The organism is Aurantivibrio plasticivorans (genome assembly GCF_055392955.1).
The window spans coordinates 3177121-3199116 of the sequence record NZ_AP036020.1 but is presented as its reverse complement, the minus strand read 5'-3'; the positions used below and the strand labels follow the sequence as shown (position 1 = coordinate 3199116).

16 protein-coding genes and 2 tRNA genes are annotated in these 21996 nt (G+C 48.2%); 4 read left to right on the top strand and 14 right to left on the bottom strand.

Annotated elements, in window-relative coordinates; genetic code table 11:
* Nucleotides 1-70 precede the first annotated feature (70 nt).
* The 13 genes from ACZ5NB_RS14270 to ACZ5NB_RS14210 form a co-directional block, all read right to left on the bottom strand.
* Nucleotides 71-5509: a PAS domain S-box protein gene (locus ACZ5NB_RS14270; RefSeq protein ID WP_460234613.1), complete on the bottom strand. Its 5439-nt coding sequence runs from the start codon at nt 5507-5509 to the stop codon at nt 71-73.
* Between the two features lie 293 nt (nt 5510-5802).
* Nucleotides 5803-5879 (bottom strand) — tRNA-Met (locus ACZ5NB_RS14265).
* Between the two features lie 91 nt (nt 5880-5970).
* The gene (locus ACZ5NB_RS14260; RefSeq protein ID WP_460234612.1) at nt 5971-6861 is read right to left on the bottom strand and encodes a mechanosensitive ion channel family protein; all 891 of its coding nucleotides are present in this window, start codon (nt 6859-6861) and stop codon (nt 5971-5973) included.
* Nucleotides 6862-6864: 3 nt separating this feature from the next.
* Entirely contained in the window at nt 6865-7827 is a 963-nt protein-coding gene (locus ACZ5NB_RS14255) for a magnesium transporter CorA family protein (RefSeq protein WP_460234611.1), read from the bottom strand.
* A gap of 13 nt (nt 7828-7840) precedes the next feature.
* Nucleotides 7841-9040, bottom strand: a complete 1200-nt coding sequence (locus ACZ5NB_RS14250; protein ID WP_460234610.1) for a cation:proton antiporter — start codon at nt 9038-9040, stop codon at nt 7841-7843.
* Nucleotides 9041-9134: 94 nt separating this feature from the next.
* Nucleotides 9135-10226, bottom strand: a complete 1092-nt coding sequence (gene ychF, locus ACZ5NB_RS14245; protein WP_460234609.1) for a redox-regulated ATPase YchF — start codon at nt 10224-10226, stop codon at nt 9135-9137.
* A 32-nt stretch (nt 10227-10258) separates the two neighbouring features.
* Nucleotides 10259-10840 (bottom strand): aminoacyl-tRNA hydrolase, encoded by a 582-nt coding sequence (gene pth / locus ACZ5NB_RS14240; RefSeq protein WP_460234608.1) that lies wholly within the window; start codon nt 10838-10840, stop codon nt 10259-10261.
* An 18-nt stretch (nt 10841-10858) separates the two neighbouring features.
* Nucleotides 10859-11494 (bottom strand): 50S ribosomal protein L25/general stress protein Ctc, encoded by a 636-nt coding sequence (locus ACZ5NB_RS14235; RefSeq protein ID WP_460234607.1) that lies wholly within the window; start codon nt 11492-11494, stop codon nt 10859-10861.
* 135 nt (nt 11495-11629) lie between these two features.
* On the bottom strand, nt 11630-12571 hold the full coding sequence (locus ACZ5NB_RS14230; protein ID WP_460234606.1) for a ribose-phosphate pyrophosphokinase: 942 nt from the start codon (nt 12569-12571) through the stop codon (nt 11630-11632).
* Between the two features lie 127 nt (nt 12572-12698).
* Nucleotides 12699-12773: transfer RNA gene (locus ACZ5NB_RS14225), tRNA-Gln, on the bottom strand.
* Between the two features lie 51 nt (nt 12774-12824).
* Nucleotides 12825-13673, bottom strand: a complete 849-nt coding sequence (ispE, locus tag ACZ5NB_RS14220; protein ID WP_460234605.1) for a 4-(cytidine 5'-diphospho)-2-C-methyl-D-erythritol kinase — start codon at nt 13671-13673, stop codon at nt 12825-12827.
* A 50-nt stretch (nt 13674-13723) separates the two neighbouring features.
* Entirely contained in the window at nt 13724-14344 is a 621-nt protein-coding gene (lolB, locus tag ACZ5NB_RS14215; protein WP_460234604.1) for a lipoprotein insertase outer membrane protein LolB, read from the bottom strand.
* Between the two features lie 6 nt (nt 14345-14350).
* Nucleotides 14351-16120, bottom strand: a complete 1770-nt coding sequence (locus ACZ5NB_RS14210) for a tetratricopeptide repeat protein (protein ID WP_460234603.1) — start codon at nt 16118-16120, stop codon at nt 14351-14353.
* 436 nt (nt 16121-16556) lie between these two features.
* On the opposite strand from ACZ5NB_RS14210, the gene hemA reads away from it, so the two are divergent.
* Genes hemA through ACZ5NB_RS14190 form a run of 4 tightly spaced genes read left to right on the top strand, consistent with a single transcriptional unit; the run spans nt 16557 to nt 20544 of the window.
* Complete coding sequence (hemA, locus tag ACZ5NB_RS14205; RefSeq protein ID WP_460234602.1) at nt 16557-17831, top strand: glutamyl-tRNA reductase; 1275 nt, start codon at nt 16557-16559, stop codon at nt 17829-17831.
* Nucleotides 17831-18919, top strand: a complete 1089-nt coding sequence (gene prfA, locus ACZ5NB_RS14200; RefSeq protein WP_460234601.1) for a peptide chain release factor 1 — start codon at nt 17831-17833, stop codon at nt 18917-18919. The genes hemA and prfA overlap by 1 nt, the downstream gene beginning before the upstream one ends.
* 12 nt (nt 18920-18931) lie before the next feature.
* Nucleotides 18932-19765, top strand: a complete 834-nt coding sequence (gene prmC / locus ACZ5NB_RS14195; RefSeq protein ID WP_460234600.1) for a peptide chain release factor N(5)-glutamine methyltransferase — start codon at nt 18932-18934, stop codon at nt 19763-19765.
* 32 nt (nt 19766-19797) lie between these two features.
* Nucleotides 19798-20544 (top strand): HesA/MoeB/ThiF family protein, encoded by a 747-nt coding sequence (locus ACZ5NB_RS14190; RefSeq protein ID WP_460234599.1) that lies wholly within the window; start codon nt 19798-19800, stop codon nt 20542-20544.
* Nucleotides 20545-20549: 5 nt separating this feature from the next.
* Here the strand turns inward: ACZ5NB_RS14190 and ACZ5NB_RS14185 are convergent, their stop codons facing one another.
* Complete coding sequence (locus tag ACZ5NB_RS14185) at nt 20550-21977, bottom strand: SLC13 family permease (RefSeq protein WP_460234598.1); 1428 nt, start codon at nt 21975-21977, stop codon at nt 20550-20552.
* Nucleotides 21978-21996 lie beyond the last annotated feature (19 nt).

Here is a 21996-nt window from a genome sequence, read left to right as displayed (position 1 = left end):
GTAGCTGATTAATATCAATTGAAAGTGGTTTTGAAGTTGTTTAATGCGCCATCGCTTTATTTTAGCCACATTAGTAATTGAGGTAGGAACGAAAAGCTTTGACTGTTGAGTGAAAGGTTTCAATAAAATCGACTTTGAGCGCTTGCGCCTGTGTTGAATTGCTGGTTTTAGCCGCGAGTTCCATTGCCGCCGCAATGACATGGAGCCTTTGCGCCTTGAGTTGTCCTGCACTGCCTTTAATTGAATGGGCAACGAAGCGAATTCCCGCGAGATCATTGTCGGCAAAGTGAGTTTCTATTGCCTCTAGACGCTCAGTGGACGAGTCACAAAACATCTTTAGAAGTATTTCCAAGCGATCGTGGCGCCCCTTCAGCATAGTGAGAGCTTCATCCTGCAACCAGATGTCATGATTAGCTACAGTATCGGCATCTGATGGTGGTGAGGGGTTGGGCGCATTGTCGCCGCGGTTCTCTTGAGTGCGGTCCAGGTTGTGCTCTAATGAGTCTTGTGGCGTTTTCGTCTTACTTGTTTTGTTGGTCTCGACATCGTTGGCTGGGGAGGGCGCTTTGCCAATCCATCGTTGCAGTTTTGCCAGAAGCTGATCCTCATTGACGGGCTTGCTTAGATAGTCTGACATTCCTGCGGTGACACAGCGTTCTCGGTCGCCCGTCATTGCATTGGCGGTCATGGCGATTATTGGTATTTTGCGATAAGCAATTCCAGCCTGACCTTCGCGAATGAGTTTTGTTGCGGCATAGCCATCCATGACTGGCATTTGGCAGTCCATTAAAATCAATGTAAATGGGTCTGCGCCAGAATTAAGTAGCGACTGGATCGCTTCATTCCCGTTTGTGGCGACATCGGCATGTATTTCAAGTTCGGAAAGCATCAATTTGGCAACTTCAACATTAATCGCATTATCGTCGACTAAAAGCACCCGGGTCGACTTAGGCCATTGTTCTACTTTTTTTCTACCGGCGGCCTCTGGTTGCGAGAAAAATTCGACATCGCTGGATGCGGTTGCTGTATTGATGGCGAACAATAAATCGTTTGCTGAAAGTGGTTTGTATATACAGCTATTGAAGCCTTGGTCTGTGAGTACGGATGGGTCTCCTCGATAATTCATTGGCAATATCGGCATTATTGTTAGGCTTGCGTCTGCGGATGTAGCCGCTTGTTTTAGGGTGGTTAAATGTTCTGAATTGGGCTCTGAAGACATCTCTATGAGTACTAAGTAGCGCCGTGAATTTAGCAGGCGGTTACTCGTCATAATGTCGTCGCCAGTAAAGTCGCGCAAGCTTTGGCATTCTAGACCCCAGGCACTCAATTGTTTTTGTAATGTGTTTAGAGAGAACGGATTTTTAATGTCTAATAATACAATAACGTCATTAGGCGATAAGGCGCTCGGTAGCTCTTGACTAATAAACCGAAGAGGAATGCGAAAGCTAAATTGACTGCCATGTCCGAGCGTGCTGTTCACTGAAATACCACCGCCCATTGCATCACATAGTTTTTTGCAAATAGCTAACCCCAGCCCTGTCCCGCCAAACTCTCGCGTTGTACTTGCATCAACTTGAGTGAACGGCGTGAAAAGATTGGCGAGCTTATCGGCTGGAATTCCGATACCTGTGTCAGAAATACTCGCGTTAAGCCAAACGGTATCACCGTCTCGTTTGACTTCTGCGCTAACAACCACTTCCCCTCGTTGGCTAAATTTAATGGCATTCCCCAATAAATTGGTCAGTACTTGTCTAATTCTACTGGGGTCCCCCTCTACTCGCATGAAACTAATATCGGCTAAATCCAATATTAGCTCTAGGTGTTTTTCTTCCGCACGTAGAGCCATGGTTTCACATAAATCGTCGAATACTGAACGCAAATCAAATTCGAGAACCTCTAGGTCTAGCTTTCCTGCGTCGACTTTAGAAAAGTCTAGAATGTCGTTTATCAATGATAAAAGTGAGTCTGCACTGTTTTTAGCTATATCTAACTTACGCTGTTGGATTCTTGTAAGCTCTGACTTTTGTAAGAGGTTGAGCATGCCAAGAATGCCATTCATTGGTGTACGAATTTCATGGCTCATGGTGGCGAGGAATTCACTTTTTGCTTTGACGGCTGCTTCGGCCGCTTTCATTGCTGAAACAAGTTCTTTTTCGGTGCGGTTCTTTTCTCTCTGAATATTAATGCTTTCAATAATTTGACCGATGGTGGCAAGCAAAGGCGTCAACCAGTGGACAAGACCTTCGTGATAACCGTTTTCTCTATTGGCCAAGCAAGCGAGTGCGATAACTTGGTCATTACGTACTATGGGTAAGCCCAAAAATGAATCTAGTAATGGATGAGTAGAGGAGGCGTCTGCGAGAATATGCGCATTGCTGTCGTTGTTGGATATAATATACAGCTCGGAGTTAATGACTTTTCCAAATACGTTGTCGAGGTCATAAATTTCTGCGCCCGATGGATAGAGGTTTTTGTAGTGATCTCGGAGGTCTTTGCTCCAGGCTTCATCGTTGGCCGCAAGCGTTTTCACATATTGTTGGCCAGAATCTGTATGCCGAACTTCTCCTATAAGGCCAAATTGACTGTCCGTCATTATGAGTAAGTCTTGAAGTATTTCATCGAAGGCGTCTGATGTGTTTGCGTGCGCGATAAATTTGGTGAGCGATTTAGCTATTACTTGAGATAGCATCATTTGTGATTGCAGTTCATGATTGGCCTTTTGTAACTGTTGGTCGGCGATCTTTCTCGAACTAATGTCTTGGAATGATCCATATATGCGAACGCACTTACCTTGCTTTAGCGCGGCGCGCCCGGTTATGTTTGCCCAGATTGTGCGGCCTTTTGCGGTAATGACTTGTGTTTCTTCATTGAATGCCTTGCCTTCTAACACGCACAGTTTTATCAGGTGACGCATTTTCTCTCGCTCGGGTCCCTCCTTAAAGAAATTGCTTGATGTGTCAGCCTCAATTTCGGCGTCTTCGGGAAGGTCGTGTAGGGCTTTGGTTGTTGCCGACCAGGTGAGTTGGTTGCTTTCCAAATTCCATTCCCATGCACCAATGCTTGCTTGATTGCTCATTTCTTGTAGCAAAAATTCTTGGTGTTGAATTTTCTCTTTTGCTTTCTCTTGAGCGGTTATATCAATGGCTGTTGCATAGTACAGTGACTTAGTGGGGTGTATGGCAAAACGCCACAAAAGTGTTAACTGCTTATTGGATTTTGAGATGAATTGGCATTGTACCGGCTGTGTATCAGATTCTTGCAACAGTGCTTGTTGGGCATTGTGGAGCAAGTTGACGTCTTTGGGATCGATGAAGCGTGTGAAATGGCTTCCTATAATATCGTCTTCAGAGTATTCGGATGCGCTGATGAGCGCTTGGTTAGCTTTGTGGACTATCCCATCTTTAGTGAAAATAGCCATGAACGTATCAGATACATCAAAGAAACTTTGTACTTCCTTTTGTGTGTCGGCGAGTGCCTGTTGAGCTGTTTCAAGGTCAGTGATGTCAATGCCACTGCCATAAATTCTGTGGGTCGTTGGATCAAAAGCGATGTTCCATATAATACTAATTGAATCGCCATCGCGCGTCTGGTAACGATTATTAAAGGTTATTGTAGTGTTCTCTGCGTTTAGCTTGGCAAGTGCCTTTTCGGTGCTTTTAACATCGTCTTGCAGAACGAAATTTAAAAAGGTGTGGGTGAGAATATGGCTTTCGTTCCAGCCTAGTATGTGGGAAAAGGCGGTGTTTACTTTTTCAAAGCGGTCATTTAGTTGAGCGATAAATACTAAGTTTGATGATAAATCGAAAAACTTTTGAAGCTCCTCCCTCGATCGCTCTATCAACAGTTGAGCGTTCTTTTGGTTGCTGATGTCGAGGTGGGTTCCTACCATGCGAGTAGGTTTTCCGCTATTGTCTCTAGCGACTACTTTTCCAGATTCAAGAACCCATACCCAATGCCCATCTTTGTGGCGAACACGAGACTCGCCAGCAAAATGATCTCGCTGCCCGTTCCAGTAGTTTTTGAGTAATTGTGAAGATCGCGAAAAATCTTCGATGTTGACAAGCGCTTGCCATCGCTCCATCGACATGGGCGTTAGTTCTTCCAGGGAATAGCCAAAAATTTTAGCCCAGCGCTCGTTGATGTGTATTGTGCCCGTTAGTATGTTCCAGTCCCATATGCCAGCCTCAGTGCTTTCAAGCACCATTTCGAGCTGCTCACGATGATCGATAATTTTGATCTCGTTAGCTTTTCGTTCAGATATATCCTGGATAATCGACCAAATGAATTCGTGCCCGTAACCGTCTTTTATCAATACGCCATTGAGTACAACCGGAATTCTAGAGCCTGTTTTTGTGATGTATTCTTTTTCATACGGGCCATACCGGCCATGCGTGTTTAAAGACTCAAGTTGTTTCGTTTCTTGGGTAGCGTACTCTGAGGGTGTGAGCTCCCAGTAGTTAAGCTGGGCAAACTCTTCACGGCTGTATCCGGTAGCCTCGAGGAGTGCTTGGTTAAATTCAACGAAACGACCTGTGGACGTGTCGTTCAAGGCGATGCCAATAGGCGATAGGTCGAATAATGCGCGGAGCCGAATGTCACTATCGTGACGGTGTTGGACAACACGGAGTAAAACGGCAAGTGGGATTATTACTAGTCCAACAGTGAATGCAAGCAGAGCCCTTATGCCCCACAGCACCTGAGTGGCTGCATGCCAACCTTCACGCGGTACCGCCGCTAACTCCCAAGAGCCGTTTGGTAGGGTTATGGTGGTAGTCTCAGGTTGTGCGGAATAGATGTCCTCACTTCCGAAGAATAGCTCGCCTTCGGCTCCTGTGCCGTCTTTGCCTCGTGCGGCTAAAAGGAGGTTTGAGTTGGTATTGCTAAGCCCGCTCGATGTATACAGATGTTCTGCGTCCATAACCGCAGATACCAGCCCCCATGGCCTTTTCTCTCCACTTGGACTTTCGGTATAGACAGGTATGCGGCCAATGATGCCCACACCTCCCTGAACCAGGTTCAGTGGTCCGGCTATAGTTAGCTTTCCGCTGTCTAAGGCGGCTAGCGCAGCGTCTCGCTGGCGATCGTTTGCCCTGTAATCTAAACCTATTGCCTGCTCATTCCCTTCGAGCGGGTACACCATGCGGATCACTAAATCGGGAGCTGCCCCGATATTGATTAACTCCGTCTCGCCTGAAAATAGGTTTGCCGCAACGGCTGAAAAGCGCTCTTGAGAGATATCGGGCTCTGTACTAATCAGCGCAACAATGCCCATGACCGTTTGGATATTAGTGTTGATTCTGCCCTCAATGTTGGAACGGAGTATGCCGAGTTCGGCGAAGACCTCTGCCCGTTTTTGGTCCTCCATACGCGCTTGGTAGAGAAAATCTAGGTACGCGGCTAGGCCTAGGAGTATCAATCCAGCGGCACTGAGGATAGCCCAGCTTGCCCAGCTCGACTGGCGTAGTAAGCGGGACTGAGGCTTGTCTTCTGGCCCTTTAGGAGACTTCATATCGTCGTGTAGCAAAGAAAGAAAGCGATTTCGCAAAACGCGTAAAAGCGCGTATGCCCTATAAAAGGTATAGCCTATTTCACCGGCGCGAAATCAAAGGAGTCGGAAGGGGTAGCTAATACGTTGATAGCTAGCGACGAGTCGTGGAGGTCAAAGACGGCGAAGGCGGGCCAACATAGGCAGGTACAGAATAGTTGCCGGGGCGGTGGTTGAGTTTAGTCGGATGATTTTAGCGAGAAGGCGGTGAGTGAGAGTTTTAGCCAACAAGAGATTGGATAAAAAAGCAGGAGAAATGGTAGCAAGGGCGAGACTTGAACTCGCGACCCCAGCATTATGAATGCTGTGCTCTAACCAGCTGAGCTACCTTGCCATTTCCTTGATCATCACAGGTCGAGACCCGGCCCGTGATGAGGGCGGCTATTTTCCTGATTTGGCCTTTCTTGTCAAGCGCGATTGGGCGCTTAATCACTACCTTTTTCGAGCGCTTGGTGGGAAATTCCCTCTTTGCTAAACCCTGAGCGGAGATGAAGGTCGCGTTGAGGGAAGGGTATGTCAATACCGTATCGCCTAAAGGCATCGTCTAAAGCCCATAGGTATTCGGATACCAAAAAACTAGGGCGTTTGACTGCTTCCGGAGAGACCCAGACACCGAGTATGAAGTCTAGGGCACTGTCACCGAAGCCTGTCATCCACACAACAGGCATTCGCCCATTATCGGTTAGCGTCAGTTGCACAGTGGACGCCGCTTCCAAAGCCGCTTTTTTAACGAGCTCTTTATCGCTGCCATAGGCAACGGAAAAAGGGATGCGAAAGCGGCGCAGGTTATCTTCCAGAGTCCAGTTGGTGACGCGCGAGCTGGCGAACTCTGCATTTGGAATAAGGATATCGACGTTGTCGTTTGTTCTCACGAGTGTAGAGCGGATGTTAATTTGCTTGACCTCGCCCACCAAACCATCCGGTAATTCAATAAAATCGCCCACTTTCAGAGATTTTTCTAGCATGATAATCAGGCCAGAGAAAAAATTATTAACGATGTTTTGAAGGCCTAGGCCAATACCTATGCCAAGCGCGCCGCCAATGATAGCGAGCTTCGTTAAGTCGATACCCAGTGCACTAGCCGCTAAAAGAAAACCAATGACTATAAAAAGGTAGTGAAGAATTCTACTCACTGTGTAAATTTGAGCGCTACTGATGGACGCTCTCAATGAACCCAAGCGCGAAACGGCCCGCTGCACAACAACTGATGCAATATAAGAAGCGACCATTAACCCTGTTGCAAAAATGACAGCACCAAAGGTTAAGCGGTACTCACCAAGAGAGAAGAAAACGTAATTTAGCCAGTGATCATCCATCGTTTACAGCCAGCGTTTAATTTTAAAGATTATTAAGGCCGTGACGCTAATCGTAGCCATCACGCCCAACAGAATAAAATAGCCATACTTAATCTGAAGCTCGGGGATGTATTGAAAGTTCATGCCATATAGTCCGGCAAGAAAACCGAGAGGTACGAAGATCGTCGTTACTACGGTAAGAATTTGCATGGTGCGATTTAAACGGTGCGATGAAATTGAAAGATAACCTTCGATTAAATCGCCGCTAATTTCGTAGTACATTCCCAGAAGGCTCAGTATCCGGTCGGAGCGTTCATGTAAATCCTGGGCTTCGTGTGCAAAAACACTAAAGCGTTCATCGTCTTGGGTCATGGCAACCAATGCACTGGTGAGTCGCTCGTGATAGTTAAATGTGCGCTTTAATTTTCGTAAACGACCGCGATAGCTAATTAATTCGCGTAAATCGTTATCATCACCAAGGTCTTGCATTAGCTCTTCTTTCTCCGAGAGCTCCTGCTCAAACGCCAAAATTGTATCCAAATAAATTCCAAAGGAGGTATGGATGAGTTTGCTGGCGAGAAGGAATGGCGTCTTTAGTAACGATACAAGTTGCTGGTTATTCCACCATTGATCAATTGAGATGCTTGGTTTGCTATGGCGAGTAATAATAAAGTTATCGCCAACAAATAATGCAATTTGCAACGGCTCGACGACGAGACCTTCTTTAACCTCAACTAAGCCGCGATACAAAATAAATAGCATGTCGTCAAAGTGTTCGATTTTTGGAGGGTGGCGCGTTCTCTGCGCATCTTTTATCGCGAGAGGGTGGCAGCCGAACGCCGCCAATAACTGCTTCTCGTCTTTCTCCGGGATACTTTCACAGTCTATCCACAAAAACTCTTCAGGTGCGGGCTTTTGACCTAGTGAAGTGACATCCGCTTGTTGAACGATTGAACCGTCTGCATGGATGCGCGTTGTTCTAATCATAACGTTCTCTATTTTATCGTTGTTGTGATTGATCCGTGGGTGAAGTGTTTGCATGAGCAATACACAAACGCGTTATCGGTGGACCCAATAGCTCAAAGACAACGGTACCTGCTATTGCCGTGGTTAGAAGCGCTTCTGCAAATTGCGGAAAAGCTTGTGATGCAATGAGTGCAATACCGATCGCTACCCCTGCCTGAGGCAACAAAGCTGAGCCTAGTAAAATTCCTTGTAAGGAAGAGGGTCTTGAAGACGCGGAGCGGCAACATATCCACCCACCCATCAAGCGTCCCAATATGCGCGAGATAACATAGGTCACACCAAGCCAGCCCGTTGTGGCTAAGTGACTAAAATCGAGTGATGCGCCAGCCAAAATAAAAAATAGCATCATAAACGGCCATTCAATTTGGTGTATGGCATGAAATGGTCGGCTATGGTGTTTGGCGGTGTTAGTGATCGTCATGCCCATCGTGATACAGGCTAGCAAATACGAAACTTCTAGCCATTGTGCCAAGCCGGCACACAAAACGACTGCACCTAATGCCTCAATGAGCAGGGGCTCGCCTTCGGATGAACGCCCGGTTAGCCAGCCAATGGGAAGCCCGATTGCAATACCCAATACAATCGCTCCGCCAAGTTCCCAAAGCGAGGTGAGAGCCACGGTAAGGTGAGCGTCTAATAAAAACACTGCAAGTGCGGCAGACAGGCTGAAAATTAATAGACCCCAAACATCGTCTAGAGCAACGATGCCGAGCAGTTTTTCCGTAAACGGCGTTGATTGCTTAGATTCTTCAATCACGTCGCGTGTTGCCGCAGGGTCGGTCGCGGTCGCGGCTGCGCCTAATAAGAGCGCGAGTGGCCAATTGTTAAAAATTAGTGCCACGGCCAACGTGACGGCAAGCCAAGTTGCAACCGTCACCCATATAGAAGCGGAAATTACAGCTGCCCCTTGAGCCTGTAGCCAGCGAAGATGCAGTTTGCCGCCTAAAAGAAATCCGACCATCGCTAATGCGATATGGCTTATCCAAGGGAATGTTTCTTGAGCAAGGTCACTCACTAGATCAAAGCCTGAGGGACCAACGGCAATACCTAGGGTGATCAATAAGGTGACGCGCGGTATGGCTGTTTTTTTTCCGATCCACTGCGCGGCCAGCCCGGCAATTAACAGGCTGCCGAGGCTAATAAACACGGTGGCAAGGTAAGGAGATTCTTGCATAGACAATTCCAGCTTGGCGTCTTAGTGACAGCATGTCGGAATTGTCTACTGAGTGTGGGAAAGTGTAAAGGTAGTTATAGGACTTTATCGAAAGTTACACGTTAAAGCGAAAATGAATAACATCTCCATCTTGAACGATATACTCCTTGCCTTCCAAGCGCCATTTTCCTGCATCTTTAGCACCTGCTTCGCCGTTATGCTCGATGAAATCTGAATAAGCAATGACTTCAGCTCGGATAAAACCTTTTTCAAAGTCGGTATGAATTTTTCCTGCCGCTTGAGGCGCTGTTGCACCAACGGGAATTGTCCAGGCACGAACTTCTTTTACACCTGCCGTGAAATAAGTGTGTAGCCCAAGCAATTCATAACCTGCGCGAATAACGCGATCTAAGCCCGCTTCTTCCATGCCTAATTCGGCGAGAAATTCTTGTTTTTCGTCGTCCTCAAGCTCGGCAATTTCTGCTTCGAGCTTGTTACAAATGGGTACGACGACGGCATTTTCTTGTGCGGCGATTTCACGTACTTTGTCTAAATGAGCGTTGTTCTCAAAACCATCCTCATCGACATTTGCGATGTACATTGTGGGTTTCAAGGTTAGAAAAGCGAGTGGTTTTAGTAATTTACGTTCGTCATCGTTGAGTGGGAAACTGCGCAGAGGCTTCGCTTCATTGAGATGTGGAAGAATTTTTTCCATTAGCGCTTTCATCACGATGGCTTGCTTGTCTTGCCCTTTTGCGGCTTTGGTGTAGCGTTGCAAAGATTTTTCAACCGTATCGAGATCGGCAAGGGCCAGCTCTGTATTGATGACGTCAATGTCCGCGGCGGGGTTGATTGAGCCTTCTACGTGGATCACATTTTCATCTTCAAAGCAGCGAACGACGTGGGCGATGGCATCTGTTTCTCGGATGTTGGCTAAGAATTGGTTGCCAAGACCCTCACCTTTTGATGCGCCAGCGACGAGCCCTGCGATATCGACGAATTCCATGGTGGTGGGAATTATTTTTTCTGGTTTAACGATGTCAGAAATTTTATCTTGTCGAGGATCTGGGATTGGCACGATACCGGTATTAGGTTCGATGGTACAGAAAGGGAAATTTTCCGCATCGATCCCCGCTTTAGTTAACGCGTTGAACAGCGTTGATTTGCCAACGTTAGGTAAGCCGACAATGCCGCAATTGAAACCCATAGTGTTATATCTCGTTAGTGCGCTGTTGCGCGTTATTTTGTGTGCAACTCTTTCATAGCCTTTTCCCAGTCTCCACAGAGGATGTCCGGTGCCAAGCGTAAGGCCTTGTCGATGCTCTCATCGATGAGAGTTTGCTCGCTACTGGGTGCTTTTTTGAGTACATAATTCGCAACTTGCGCGGCACTGCCCGGATGACCAACGCCGATGCGCAGGCGTCGAAAATTTTTTTCGTTGCCTAGTGCTTTAATAATATCTTTAAGGCCGTTATTGCCACCGGATCCTCCGCCAACTTTAAGGCGAGGCGTGCCGGGCGGTAAATCGATCTCGTCATGTACGACTAAAATTTCGTCCGGCGAGATTTTGAAAAAATTCGCCATCGGTGCAACCGCCTGCCCACTTAAATTCATATAAGTGGTCGGGATTAATAGTCGAATGTCTTTTCCCTGCAGCGTAAAGCGCCCGGTTAGGCCGGAAAACTTGGATTCGGGGGTGAGAGAGACGTGATGTTGGCGGGCTAATTCTTCCACCAAGGTGGCGCCGGCGTTGTGGCGAGTGGCGTGATATTCGGGGCCTGGGTTACCCAGGCCCACAACAAGTTTAATGCTCAATGGCATTCACCCGTTAATTGGTGGTTACTCTTCTGAAGCTTCTTCGCCGTCTTCTGCAGCGTCGTCGCTTGAGCTACCTTTAGGCTTGTTGATGCTCGCAACAGGAAGATCGTGATCTTCGCCGTGAGACAGTGCAACAGATTCTACACCCTTAGGTAGTTTCAAATCAGAGATGTGAATGGTTTGACCTACTTCTACTTCAGCCAAGTCAACTTCGATGAACTCAGGCAAGTTTTGTGGCAAACAGGTGATGTCGAGCTCTGTCATTGAGTGAGATACTACGCCGCCTTGCATCTTCACGCCTTTAGAAGACGCTTCATTGATGAAGTGGAGAGGTACTTTGGTGTGAAGCTTTTGAGATTTAGAAACACGCAGAAAGTCAGCGTGAAGCACTTGTGGTTTCGCTGGATGACGTTGTAAGTCTTTCAGAATTACGTCTTGCGCTTTGCCATCAACGTTTAATGTGATGATGTGCGAATAAAACGCTTCGTTTTCCAGTTGCTTCATTAGATCCTTGTGAAGGATGCTAACGTTTTCTGGTTTCTTTTTGCCGCCATAAATAATGGCTGGAACCTGAGCTGCTTCACGACGTAAGCGGCGGCTCGCACCTTTCCCTACGTCTGCTCGGGCGTTGGCATCTAAAGTAAAGTCTTGTGACATTGCCTTTTCCTCGTTGTGGCTGTTCTAAATAACAGCGATACCGTAATAGTCTGCGACCGACTTGTTACGGGGTTAATGACATCACTCGAATGAGTGTGCGTTTATCTAAGAGAATGGACGCCAAACCCAATGGGATTAGCCGAACATTGCACTCAAAGATTCTTCATTGCTAATACGTCGCACGCATTCGGCGAGCATTGAGCTTAATGTTAGTACGCGAAGGCGATCACATTGATCGGCTTTTTTACCCAAAGGAATAGAATCAGTGATAACTAATTCATCCATTTGTGAATTGTTAATGTTGTCGATGGCTTTGCCTGATAGCACCGGGTGGGTACAGTAGGCGACGACTTTCTTGGCACCATGTTCTTTCAACGCGCCCGCCGCATTACATAGGGTGCCGGCAGTATCTACGAGATCGTCAACCAACAAGCAAGTACGTCCTTCGACTTCACCAATAATGTTCATCACTTCGGCAACATTCGCCATTGGGCGACGTTTATCGATAATGGCTAAATCAATGTCTAGTTGCTTTGCTACCGCACGTGCACGAACCACACCACCGATATCGGGTGATACTACGATGGGGTTGTCAAAATTTTGTTTTTCGATATCAGCGAGTAATACAGGTGAACCGTATACGTTATCTACCGGTACGTCGAAGAAACCTTGAATCTGCTCGGCGTGTAAATCGACAGTTAGGAGGCGGTCAACGCCAACGCTAACCATCATATCGGCAACTACTTTGGCGCTAATGGGTACGCGGGCAGAACGTACGCGGCGATCTTGTCGCGCGTAACCAAAGTAAGGAACCACCGCAGTAATACGACCCGCTGACGCGCGACGCAGCGCATCGACCATGAAGATGAGTTCCATCAAGTTGGTGTTGGTCGGTTCGCAGGTGGATTGCAGAACAAAAACGTCGCGCCCACGAACATTCTCATTGAGCTCAATGGCGATTTCACCATCGGAAAATTTATCGACAGACACATCGCCGATAGGAATGCCGAGCTTCGAAACCACCTTGTGAGCAAGGTCGGGGTTAGCGTTGCCGGTAAAGACCATTAAGTCTGCCATGTCGATAACCTTAGCGTGTGTGAGCGTAGACGTTATGTGCCAGCGCCCGTCAGCGTGGCAGTACTTGTTAAGCTTATATATCAGGAGCCGTGCGGGACTGTTACCTGAGTATTACCTGAAGAGGATATGGCTGGGGTGGCAGGACTCGAACCTGCGAATGACGGGATCAAAACCCGTTGCCTTACCACTTGGCGACACCCCAACAATGTGGCTTGTAACGTCTAAATTATAGTTGCTTCTATATATAGTCGTTCTAAACCAATTTCGCGAGCAGGCTGTGTACTGGGGATTGGTTAACCCCTTGCGCAACAAACCCAGGCCATGGGCTCTGTGCGAGTACTTGCTCAGCGTTATTTCGGCTCGGAAAAGCCGCAAACACACTAGCACCTGTTCCCGTCATTCGAGCAGAACTACTGTGCTGACTGAGCCAATCTATGCACTCAGCTACTTCCGGATATAGCCGCGACACTAGGGTTTGGCAGTCGTTCCGGGTGGCCTGCTCGAAGAAGGCCGCTACTGTAATGGCGGCACTGTCTCTTGTCAATTCTGAGTGAGTAAAAATACTGGCCGTTGAGACATGGCATGGAGGTGAGAGCACCAGATAGTAATTGTCAGGTAAATCAACCGGAATGAGCTTTTCTCCAACCCCTTCTGCCCAGGCCGAATGACCCAGCACAAAAACAGGGATATCGGCACCGAGTTGTCGACCCAGCTCGGCGAGGTCTTTCCGTGATACCTGTGTGTTCCATAGATGATTGAGAGCTAGCAGTGTGGTGGCCGCATCGGAGCTGCCGCCACCAATTCCACCGCCCATGGGCAGGCGTTTGTCCAAGGTGATCTTTGCCCCTAATGGGGTATGGGTATGCCGTTGCAGTAGGCGAGCGGCCTTAACAATTAGATTGTCTTCGTCTTTGACGCCATTGATGGATGGGGTTAAAGATATTCGGTTATCGCTTTGTGGCGTAAAGCTCAGGGTATCGCCGAAGTCGAGTAGCTGGAAAATCGTTTGTAGTTCGTGATAACCGTCGTCTCGCTGCCCCAATATGTGCAGAAAAAGGTTTAGCTTGGCGGGTGCGGGCAGTTGAATGGTTTCGATGTTCATTATTCGATACGGCTGACTATGGCGGTGTTGGCTTTTTCTGGGAGCGACGGCTATAGCGCCGACCCTATTGTAGGCTCAATGGTCCAGGAGGCGATGGAAAGCGTGAGGCTTAGGTCGTCTCGCGATGCCTCTAATTTCCCTGGTAGTCGCCAGCCGTCCACCAAGCGGTAGTCGCTGAAGCTTAGTTGCCAACCGCTTTGCTCGAAGCTGCTGAGATGGCCGCTATCCGCGAGGCTGACATTGCGGCTTAGTACATCGGGCGCAGGTAGGCCGCGTACCCAAAAGCGCAGGTGGCTAATTGGGATATCTCGGCCGAGTTGCTCATAGACTAACTGTTCTGGTGTTGCCGCTGTCACGGTCTCCTTTCCGCTTTGCTCAAGGCGAACGGCGTCACGATCGCCGTATATATAGGTAGTACCGACACCAAGTGTGCCGCTCAAGCGAATTTTAAAATCGGTTGCCGAGAGGTTTTGCCAGGAAACGCGAGCCTTCTCCGATTCAGCGGCGGATCGCATAATTAGCTTGCCTGAAAAGCGCCAATGTTCAATGTCTGCAAGTTGCTGTTGATAACGTTGCAGGTTTTCTATGGGTGTTAGCGGTTTACTGACGCAGGCGCTAAGTAGCAATAAAGCGAGGACGACGCTACTTCGTAAAGGGGTGATACTTACCATTGTTGCTTACTCAGCACTTAACTCTTCGCCTTTGCCAGCGCCAAGGCGTTCCATCGTGCTGTTGATGTGACGGGAGTTGGGGTTGAGCTGTAAGCCCTGTCGCCATATGTCGACGGCTTGCTCGTGCTCGCCGCTAACCCACAACACCTCGCCGAGATGGGCTGCAATTTCATCATCAGGAAAAGCTTTAAGTGCTTGCCGTAAGCGCAAAAGCGCCTCTTCATAGTTGCCCATGCGATATTGTACCCAGCCCATGCTATCGATGATGGCGGGATCGTTTGGGCTAATATTGAGCGCTTGTTTGATTAATTGATAGGCTTCGTCAATTCGATCTGATTGATCGGCGAGTGAATAACCCAGTGCGTTCAGCGCTGACGCATTGTTTGGCTGGTATTTAATGATTGTGCGCAGATCCGTTTCCGACAGGTCGATCATATCTCTTTGTTGATACACCATTGCTCGGGTGTAAAGAAGGTCGGTGTCATTTGGGTGAAGGGTTAAGCCCTGATTTAGAATATCTTCGGCTTCGGTGAGGTGTTGATAGCGGGCCAGGGTTTGAGCTTCGAGCAGATAAAAGCGGGTGGTTTCGTTGGGAAAAGCCGCGCGCATTTTATCCATCAACACGCGTGCCTGTTCCAGCTGGTTGTTGCTGATAAGGATGTCAGTAGCACGACCAATAGACGGTAAAAAATCTGCCCCTTGCTGAACACTGAGGTAGTGTTTGACGGCAAGCACCGGGTCTTTATCGGCTTCAGCGATCTTGCCTAGGTAGTAATGGGCGGAGTCCGTGCGGCTACCCAATTGGATCAGCTGCTCGAACGTGGCTTTCGCTGTGTCGAGATCTCCTTTTTCGAAGGCAACCAGCCCTAGCGAAAATAGGAGGTCAGGGTCATTGGGGGATTGTTCTACAAGTAGCTCAAATTGCTCTTGAGCTTCGGTGATATCAATACTTGCCAAAAGCCGAGCATACTGAAGGCGTAAGCGTTGGTTGTCGGGTTGTCGCTGCAATAATGCGATCAGCCTATCGAGTGCTTGCTCGCCTCGTCCGAGTTGATAGAGCAGCCTTGCTTCGAGTACTGCTGCTTGCACGTCTTCATCGTCACTTGCCAATGCCTGTTGGATAATAGTGAGCGCTTGCTCTGCTTGATCTTGCTGCTGTAGCAGCATCGCTTTGCCGACCAGAAGCTTGGAATCGGTGGGGTACTCAAGCAACATGCGGTCGTAGTTTGCTAGTAGTTGATCACGCTGGGTATCGGTAATTTGGCCTGCACGAGCCGCGATGCTATCAAAAATGGGCGTACTGCCCAGGCGTTGCAATTGCTCAGAGTACTTAAACGATTCCAAAAGCTGCCCAGCTTGCGCCAACTCGCTTGCAACGACAAACAACGCTTCCGCATTGTTAGGCTCGATCTCTAGCCATAGTTTGCCTATTTCTAGCGCGTATTCTCTGGCATCTAACAGGCGTGCGATGCGGGTGGCTCTGGCGGCGATGCCGGGGTCTCGCGTACGTGCAGCTTCCTGAGCGTAGTTCCCCAGGGCAATATCGTATTGCTCTCGTGAGCCTGCAATTTCTGCGACTAACAGCGAGTAAAGTGTTTCAATTGGAAAAGGTTTGTAGACAGGTTCGATCTTAACCAGCGTTGGTTCGGCGACAGCTTCGGTGCTTCCTGCGGCGTTTTTGTCGGTTACCTCTGGAGGGGTAACTGGGGTGCTACTGCAGCCGGCCAATATGAGTGCGGCGCTTGCTGAAGCGAGTGTAAGTAGCCTGTTTTTCATGCGCTGGGTCTATGATTAAGTCGTTATTGTTCGGTCTTGCGAAATTAAGACCATCATTGGGCAAAACTATTCCCGGTAGCAAAACCTTATGATGAAACGGTTCTGGGTAAGTGTGCCATCAAGTTATGCGGTGAGTACAGTATAGCCCGGTCAAATGGTAGGCCCTGATTCATTAAACGTAAGGATTTGTGGTGATGCTGGGTTGCTGATGCGGAATTCTTTAAAGCCAGGGACTATATTGGTACAAAGCCATTATGCCCCGCCAGCTTGAATCGGTATAATGTGCCGCCAACGCGGGCGCGATATCAGCTGCCCCAAGCCCTTATATAGAGCCTATACAGTCATGATACCTAGTCGAATAGATATTGATCACCGCGCAAATGCTGCCAAACTGGCCGCGAATTTTTAGCGCAACGCCGCGACTATTGGTAGCAGCATGGGCATTGTAACTCTGGGTATCAATCACTCCTCGGCTCCACTCGAACTGCGAGAGCAGGTCTCCTTTGCGCCCGAAATTATGGAAGAGGCTTTGCAGCATGCTCGTTCACAGCTGCCCGTTTCTGAAGTTGCTATCCTCTCAACGTGCAATCGAACAGAGATATATGTCGCGGAAGACGCGGATGTAAACCACGTTATTCAGTGGTTAGCGGACTACCACCAATTGTCTGCTGAAGATCTACGCCGCTGTCATTATGGTTACGATGGCGCTGAGGCGGTTCGTCATATGATGAAGGTGGCTTGCGGCTTGGACTCACTCATTCTAGGTGAACCGCAAATTCTTGGGCAGATGAAATCGGCTTACAGTGTGGCGCGTGATGCGGGCACGGTAGGGTCTAGATTGCATAATGCTTTTCAGCAGGTGTTTGCCATCGCCAAACGCGTACGGACCGAAACGGCCATTGGTGAAAACCCCGTATCCGTAGCATTTGCGGCTGTATCACTGGCGCAGCAAATTTTTTCTAATTTAAAGGAAGACACCGCGTTACTAATTGGCGCGGGTGAAACCATCGAGTTAGTTGCACGTCACCTGCACGATCAAGGTGTTGCAAAAATTATCGTTGCTAACCGCACGCTGGGTCGAGCTAAACAATTGGCGGAGCAATTCAATGCCGAAGCCATTTTGTTGGCAGATATTCCAGAGCACTTACATCGTGCAGATATTGTTATTTCCTCGACGGCGAGCCAGCTGCCGCTTCTTGGAAAAGGTGCAGTTGAATCGGCGCTTAAAATGCGAAAGCGCAAGCCAATGTTTATGGTTGATATCGCCGTCCCGAGAGATATCGAAGCTGAAGTGGGTGACCTGGCGGATGTGTTCTTGTACACCGTTGATGATCTTCGGCAAGTTATCGATGAAAGTAAACGCTCGAGAGAAGAGGCTGCCGAAAAAGCGCATTTGATTGTTGACGAAGGCGTTGGCATTTACGAGAGTGAACTGCGGGCGCTGAATTCAGTAGCGACCATTAAAGCCGTACGCCAAAAGGTACAATCATTGGCGGATAGTGAGTTAGATAAAGCTTTAAAAGCGTTAGAAGGTGGCATGGCTGCCGAACAGGTTGTGCAACAATTGGCACGCGGTTTAGTTAACAAAGTTTCCCATACACCGACTATCAAACTGCGTGAAGCAGGTGCTACGGGGCGTCAAGATATGATTGGTCTGACACAAGAATTGTTCGACCTTACTGAGCAAGATTTAGAAGATAGCGAGAAATAATGAAAGCTTCCATTCAGATTAAATTAGAAAACTTGTCAGACCGATATACCGAAGTGGGGGCTTTGTTAAGTGACCCTGAGGTTATTGGTAATCAAAATAAGTTTCGCGAATTATCCAAAGAATATGCTGAGCTTGAGCCTGTTGTAAAAAGCTTTACTCAATATCAGAAGGTATTAAGTGATATCGACGATGCAAAGTCCCTGATAGCTGATGGCGACGCTGAAATGCGTGAGATGGCAGAAGAAGAAATCGCCAGCGGTGAAGCGGAAAAAGAAACGCTTGAACTCGAATTGCAAAAACTACTACTACCTAAAGATCCAAACGACGAGAAAAACGTCTTTTTAGAAATACGGGCAGGCACCGGTGGCGATGAAGCGGCTATTTTCTCTGGTGATTTGTTTCGTATGTACTCTAAGTATGCAGAATCTAAACGCTGGAAGATCGAAGTGTTAAGCGAAAGCCTTGGTGAACACGGTGGTTATAAAGAAATTATTACACGGGTTGAAGGTAAAGGCGTTTATTCGCAATTAAAATTCGAATCTGGTGCTCATCGCGTGCAACGCGTTCCGGAAACGGAATCCCAAGGGAGGGTTCACACCTCGGCGTGTACGGTGGCTGTCATGCCAGAGGCGGATGAAGCGGAAGAAGTGGATATCAATAAAGCAGACTTGCGCGTTGACACCTTCCGTGCCAGCGGTGCTGGTGGTCAGCACGTTAACAAAACTGATTCCGCGATCCGTTTAACGCATTTACCAACAGGAATCGTTGTGGAATGTCAGGACGAACGCTCGCAACATAAAAATCGGGCACGGGCAATGTCTTTGCTTGCCGCAAAACTGCAAACAATGCAGACCGAAAAAGCTGAGAAAGAGTTGTCGGATGAGCGTCGTAACCTCGTTGGTAGCGGCGACCGCTCCGAGCGCATCCGGACTTATAACTACCCGCAAGGGCGTGTCACGGATCACCGAATCAATTTAACCTTGTATAAATTGGATGAGGTGATGGAAGGTGATCTCGACGTGGTGGTGCAGCCGCTAATTAATGAATATCAAGCGGATCAATTGGCCTCTCTTGCGGGCGACAGTTAATTAATAGCGACCATGCAAATCGCGACGTGTTTAAAACAAGCTAGCCAAACGCTCAAGCAGTTTGATACAGCACGCATTGATGCTGAACTTTTACTGAGTAAAGTGCTTGATAAAACACGCACCTATCTCTTTACTTGGCCCGAAAAAGAATTAACCGTAGAGCAGCAAAAGCAGTTTGCTGCGTTGTTGGCGCGACGGCAGTTGGGTGAGCCTATTGCCTATATTTTAGGTGAGCAAGAATTTTGGTCGCTCAATTTATTGGTGTCCCCCGCAACACTCATCCCTCGACCTGATACAGAGTTGTTAGTTGAAATAGCGTTGGAATTGCTTGTCGATACTGAGCGCACTATTTTGGATCTAGGCACGGGTACCGGCGCTATTGCTTTAGCGCTTGCCTCTGAAAGGCCGAATTGGAAAATTTTAGCTGTAGACAGCGAGTCTCAAGCCGTAGAACTAGCCATAGAGAACTGCCGTCGGTTAGGTTTTACGAATGTCGAAATTAATCGTAGTGATTGGTACCGCAATATCGAGCCTCATGGATTTGATTTAATTGTGTCTAACCCGCCGTATATTGATGGCGAAGATGAACACTTATCCCAAGGTGATGTCCGATTCGAACCTGCCAGTGCTTTGATAGCTGAGCGAAACGGTTTGGCGGATATCGATATTATTGTGCGGGGCGCCTCTGACCACTTAAATGCAGGAGGGTGGTTGCTGTTAGAACATGGTTATCAGCAAGCAGCTGATGTTCAAACCCTACTATTCGATGCTGGATTTATTCATGTGGAAACGCGGCGTGATCTTGGCGGTCATGAGAGAGCGACCTTCGCTCAGTTGCCAGCATAATCTGAATCTAATAAGAGTTGTGTAAATCCACTATGCAAGATGAAGAACTGCTTCGCTACAGTCGACAAATTTTATTGCCCGATGTGGATGTCGAGGGCCAAGAGAAATTGTTGAATGCCAAGGTATTAATCGTTGGCTTGGGTGGTTTGGGTAGCCCAGTGGCAATGTATTTGGCGGCGGCGGGCGTAGGTGAGTTGTATCTGGCAGATTTTGATGAAGTGGATGTATCAAATTTGCAACGGCAAATCGTGCATGCGAGTTCAAGAATTGGGGTTAACAAAGCACAGTCAGCACGACAACACTTGCTCGACATTAATCCACATTGCCGCGTACGTTGTTATGAGTCGCGATTGACTGACGCCGAATGTGAGACGGTTTTCAACGAAGTCGATGCCGTGGTTGATTGTACTGACAATTTTTCCACACGGTTTATGCTGAATCAGCTTTCAGTCAAAACGAAAACGCCGTTAGTGTCTGGCGCGGCTATCCGTTTAGAAGGGCAAGTTACTGTTTATGATCCACGTAGCGACGAGTCACCTTGTTATCGTTGCTTGTACGAATACATCGATGATAGCCAGCTGAGTTGTTCGCAAAATGGTGTGCTAGCACCACTGGTTGGTATTATTGGAAGTGTTCAAGCCACTGAAACAATAAAGTTGATTGCTGAATTCGGCCAACCACTCGTCGGTCGCTTGCTATTGCTTGACGCAAAATCTATGCAGTGGCGAGAGCTATTACTTAAGCGTGACCCTAAATGCCCTGTCTGTGGGGAACACTAGGTTCTTTATCCGACAACGAAAAAAACAACGGTTGAGATAACAGCTGCGCCGATAATGTTCAGCGCAAAACCTTCCCTTGCCATATCCCTTACTTCCATTTTTTCGGCGCTAAAGACAATGACATTTGGCGGAGTAGCTACGGGCAACATAAAAGCGCAACTGGCACTTAATGCGGCGGGTACCATGAGCAGTTTTGGATCAATCCCTGCGCCTACAGCCGCAGCCGCGAGCACCGGCATCAACATATTTGAGGTCGCGGTATTGCTAGTTATTTCTGTTAAGAAAGTGACGCCAAGGCAAACGAGTAAGATCGTTAAAAATGTGGGAAGGTTTGCTAAGCCAGATAAAGCGTTACCGAGTGATTCACTAATGCCTGTGGTTGTAAAAGCGCTGGCTAATGACAATCCACCGGCAAAAAGAATAAATACCCCCCAAGGAATTTTTACAGCGTGTTCCCAATCGAGCAGTCGCTCCTTGTGATGCGACGTGTTCGTGCCCCTAGCGTCGTCTCCTGCGGGAATGAGAAAGAGTGCAATGACGGCGATAAACGCCACGGCTGCGTCGTTCGCTGTGTCTAAACCAAAGAGCGCCTGCCAACCGCCGAACGGATTACCGCGTGTGATCCAAGCCAGTGCTGTGAGTGAAAAAATAACAAGAACGCGTTTTTGAGCTGTTGTCCAAGGGCCTGGATCGGGAAGCGTTAGTTGCCCACCCGAAGAAAGGTTTCGTGTTAACCACCAACCGGCAAGGGGCAATAAACAAACAACAACCGGCAGTCCCCAAGTCATCCAGTCAACGAGCGTGAGTGTTTCACCCGTCGCTTCTTTGTAATGACTCATAAACACCAAATTGGGTGGGCTACCAATGTGGGTGCCCATGCCCCCGATGCTGCAACCGTAGGCCACGCCCAATAACAGTGGAAGAGCGAGCTTTTTGTCTTCGGCTTTTTCTATCACCGCGAGTACGATAGGCAATAGCATAATCGCTGTTGCTGTGTTGGAAATCCACATCGACAACACCGCGCCTGCGATCATAAAACCAAACACAATGCGTCGACTGCTGTGGCTGCCAGTCAGTTTAACCATGCCAATAGCCAGCTGTTGGTGGGTGTTGGTTTTTTCCATGGCTTTCGAAAGCAGGCTGCCGCCAATGAATAACATCACTAAGGGGTGACCGTAAGCGGCGGCGATCTGCTGTCCACTCAATACACCAAGTAAGGGAAATGCGCCCAGAGGAATCAGTGATGTTGCAGGAATTGGAATGGGTTCAAAGATCCACCATGTCGCGCATAGACCAGCGACACCGCCAGCAATACAGGCTTCCGTCGACCAACCGGCGGCGTTCATGCTAAGACCTATTGCGAGAGCAAGCAGCCCGCCGAGCCAAAGGGAATGGTGTTTTATGGTTGCGGTGATTTTCGAAGGATGTGCCATGAAAACCTCTAGAAGATTA

Bases quoted from the DNA above. Each gene is read 5' to 3' on its own strand.
- ACZ5NB_RS14270 (WP_460234613.1), bottom strand. From the start codon at position 5,509: ATGAAGTCTCCTAAAGGGCCAGAAGACAAGCCTCAGTCCCGCTTACTA.
- ACZ5NB_RS14260 (WP_460234612.1), bottom strand. From the start codon at position 6,861: ATGGATGATCACTGGCTAAATTACGTTTTCTTCTCTCTTGGTGAGTAC.
- ACZ5NB_RS14255 (WP_460234611.1), bottom strand. From the start codon at position 7,827: ATGATTAGAACAACGCGCATCCATGCAGACGGTTCAATCGTTCAACAA.
- ACZ5NB_RS14250 (WP_460234610.1), bottom strand. From the start codon at position 9,040: ATGCAAGAATCTCCTTACCTTGCCACCGTGTTTATTAGCCTCGGCAGC.
- ychF (WP_460234609.1), bottom strand. From the start codon at position 10,226: ATGGGTTTCAATTGCGGCATTGTCGGCTTACCTAACGTTGGCAAATCA.
- pth (WP_460234608.1), bottom strand. From the start codon at position 10,840: ATGCCATTGAGCATTAAACTTGTTGTGGGCCTGGGTAACCCAGGCCCC.
- ACZ5NB_RS14235 (WP_460234607.1), bottom strand. From the start codon at position 11,494: ATGTCACAAGACTTTACTTTAGATGCCAACGCCCGAGCAGACGTAGGG.
- ACZ5NB_RS14230 (WP_460234606.1), bottom strand. From the start codon at position 12,571: ATGGCAGACTTAATGGTCTTTACCGGCAACGCTAACCCCGACCTTGCT.
- ispE (WP_460234605.1), bottom strand. From the start codon at position 13,673: ATGAACATCGAAACCATTCAACTGCCCGCACCCGCCAAGCTAAACCTT.
- lolB (WP_460234604.1), bottom strand. From the start codon at position 14,344: ATGGTAAGTATCACCCCTTTACGAAGTAGCGTCGTCCTCGCTTTATTG.
- ACZ5NB_RS14210 (WP_460234603.1), bottom strand. From the start codon at position 16,120: ATGAAAAACAGGCTACTTACACTCGCTTCAGCAAGCGCCGCACTCATA.
- hemA (WP_460234602.1), top strand. From the start codon at position 16,557: ATGGGCATTGTAACTCTGGGTATCAATCACTCCTCGGCTCCACTCGAA.
- prfA (WP_460234601.1), top strand. From the start codon at position 17,831: ATGAAAGCTTCCATTCAGATTAAATTAGAAAACTTGTCAGACCGATAT.
- prmC (WP_460234600.1), top strand. From the start codon at position 18,932: ATGCAAATCGCGACGTGTTTAAAACAAGCTAGCCAAACGCTCAAGCAG.
- ACZ5NB_RS14190 (WP_460234599.1), top strand. From the start codon at position 19,798: ATGCAAGATGAAGAACTGCTTCGCTACAGTCGACAAATTTTATTGCCC.
- ACZ5NB_RS14185 (WP_460234598.1), bottom strand. From the start codon at position 21,977: ATGGCACATCCTTCGAAAATCACCGCAACCATAAAACACCATTCCCTT.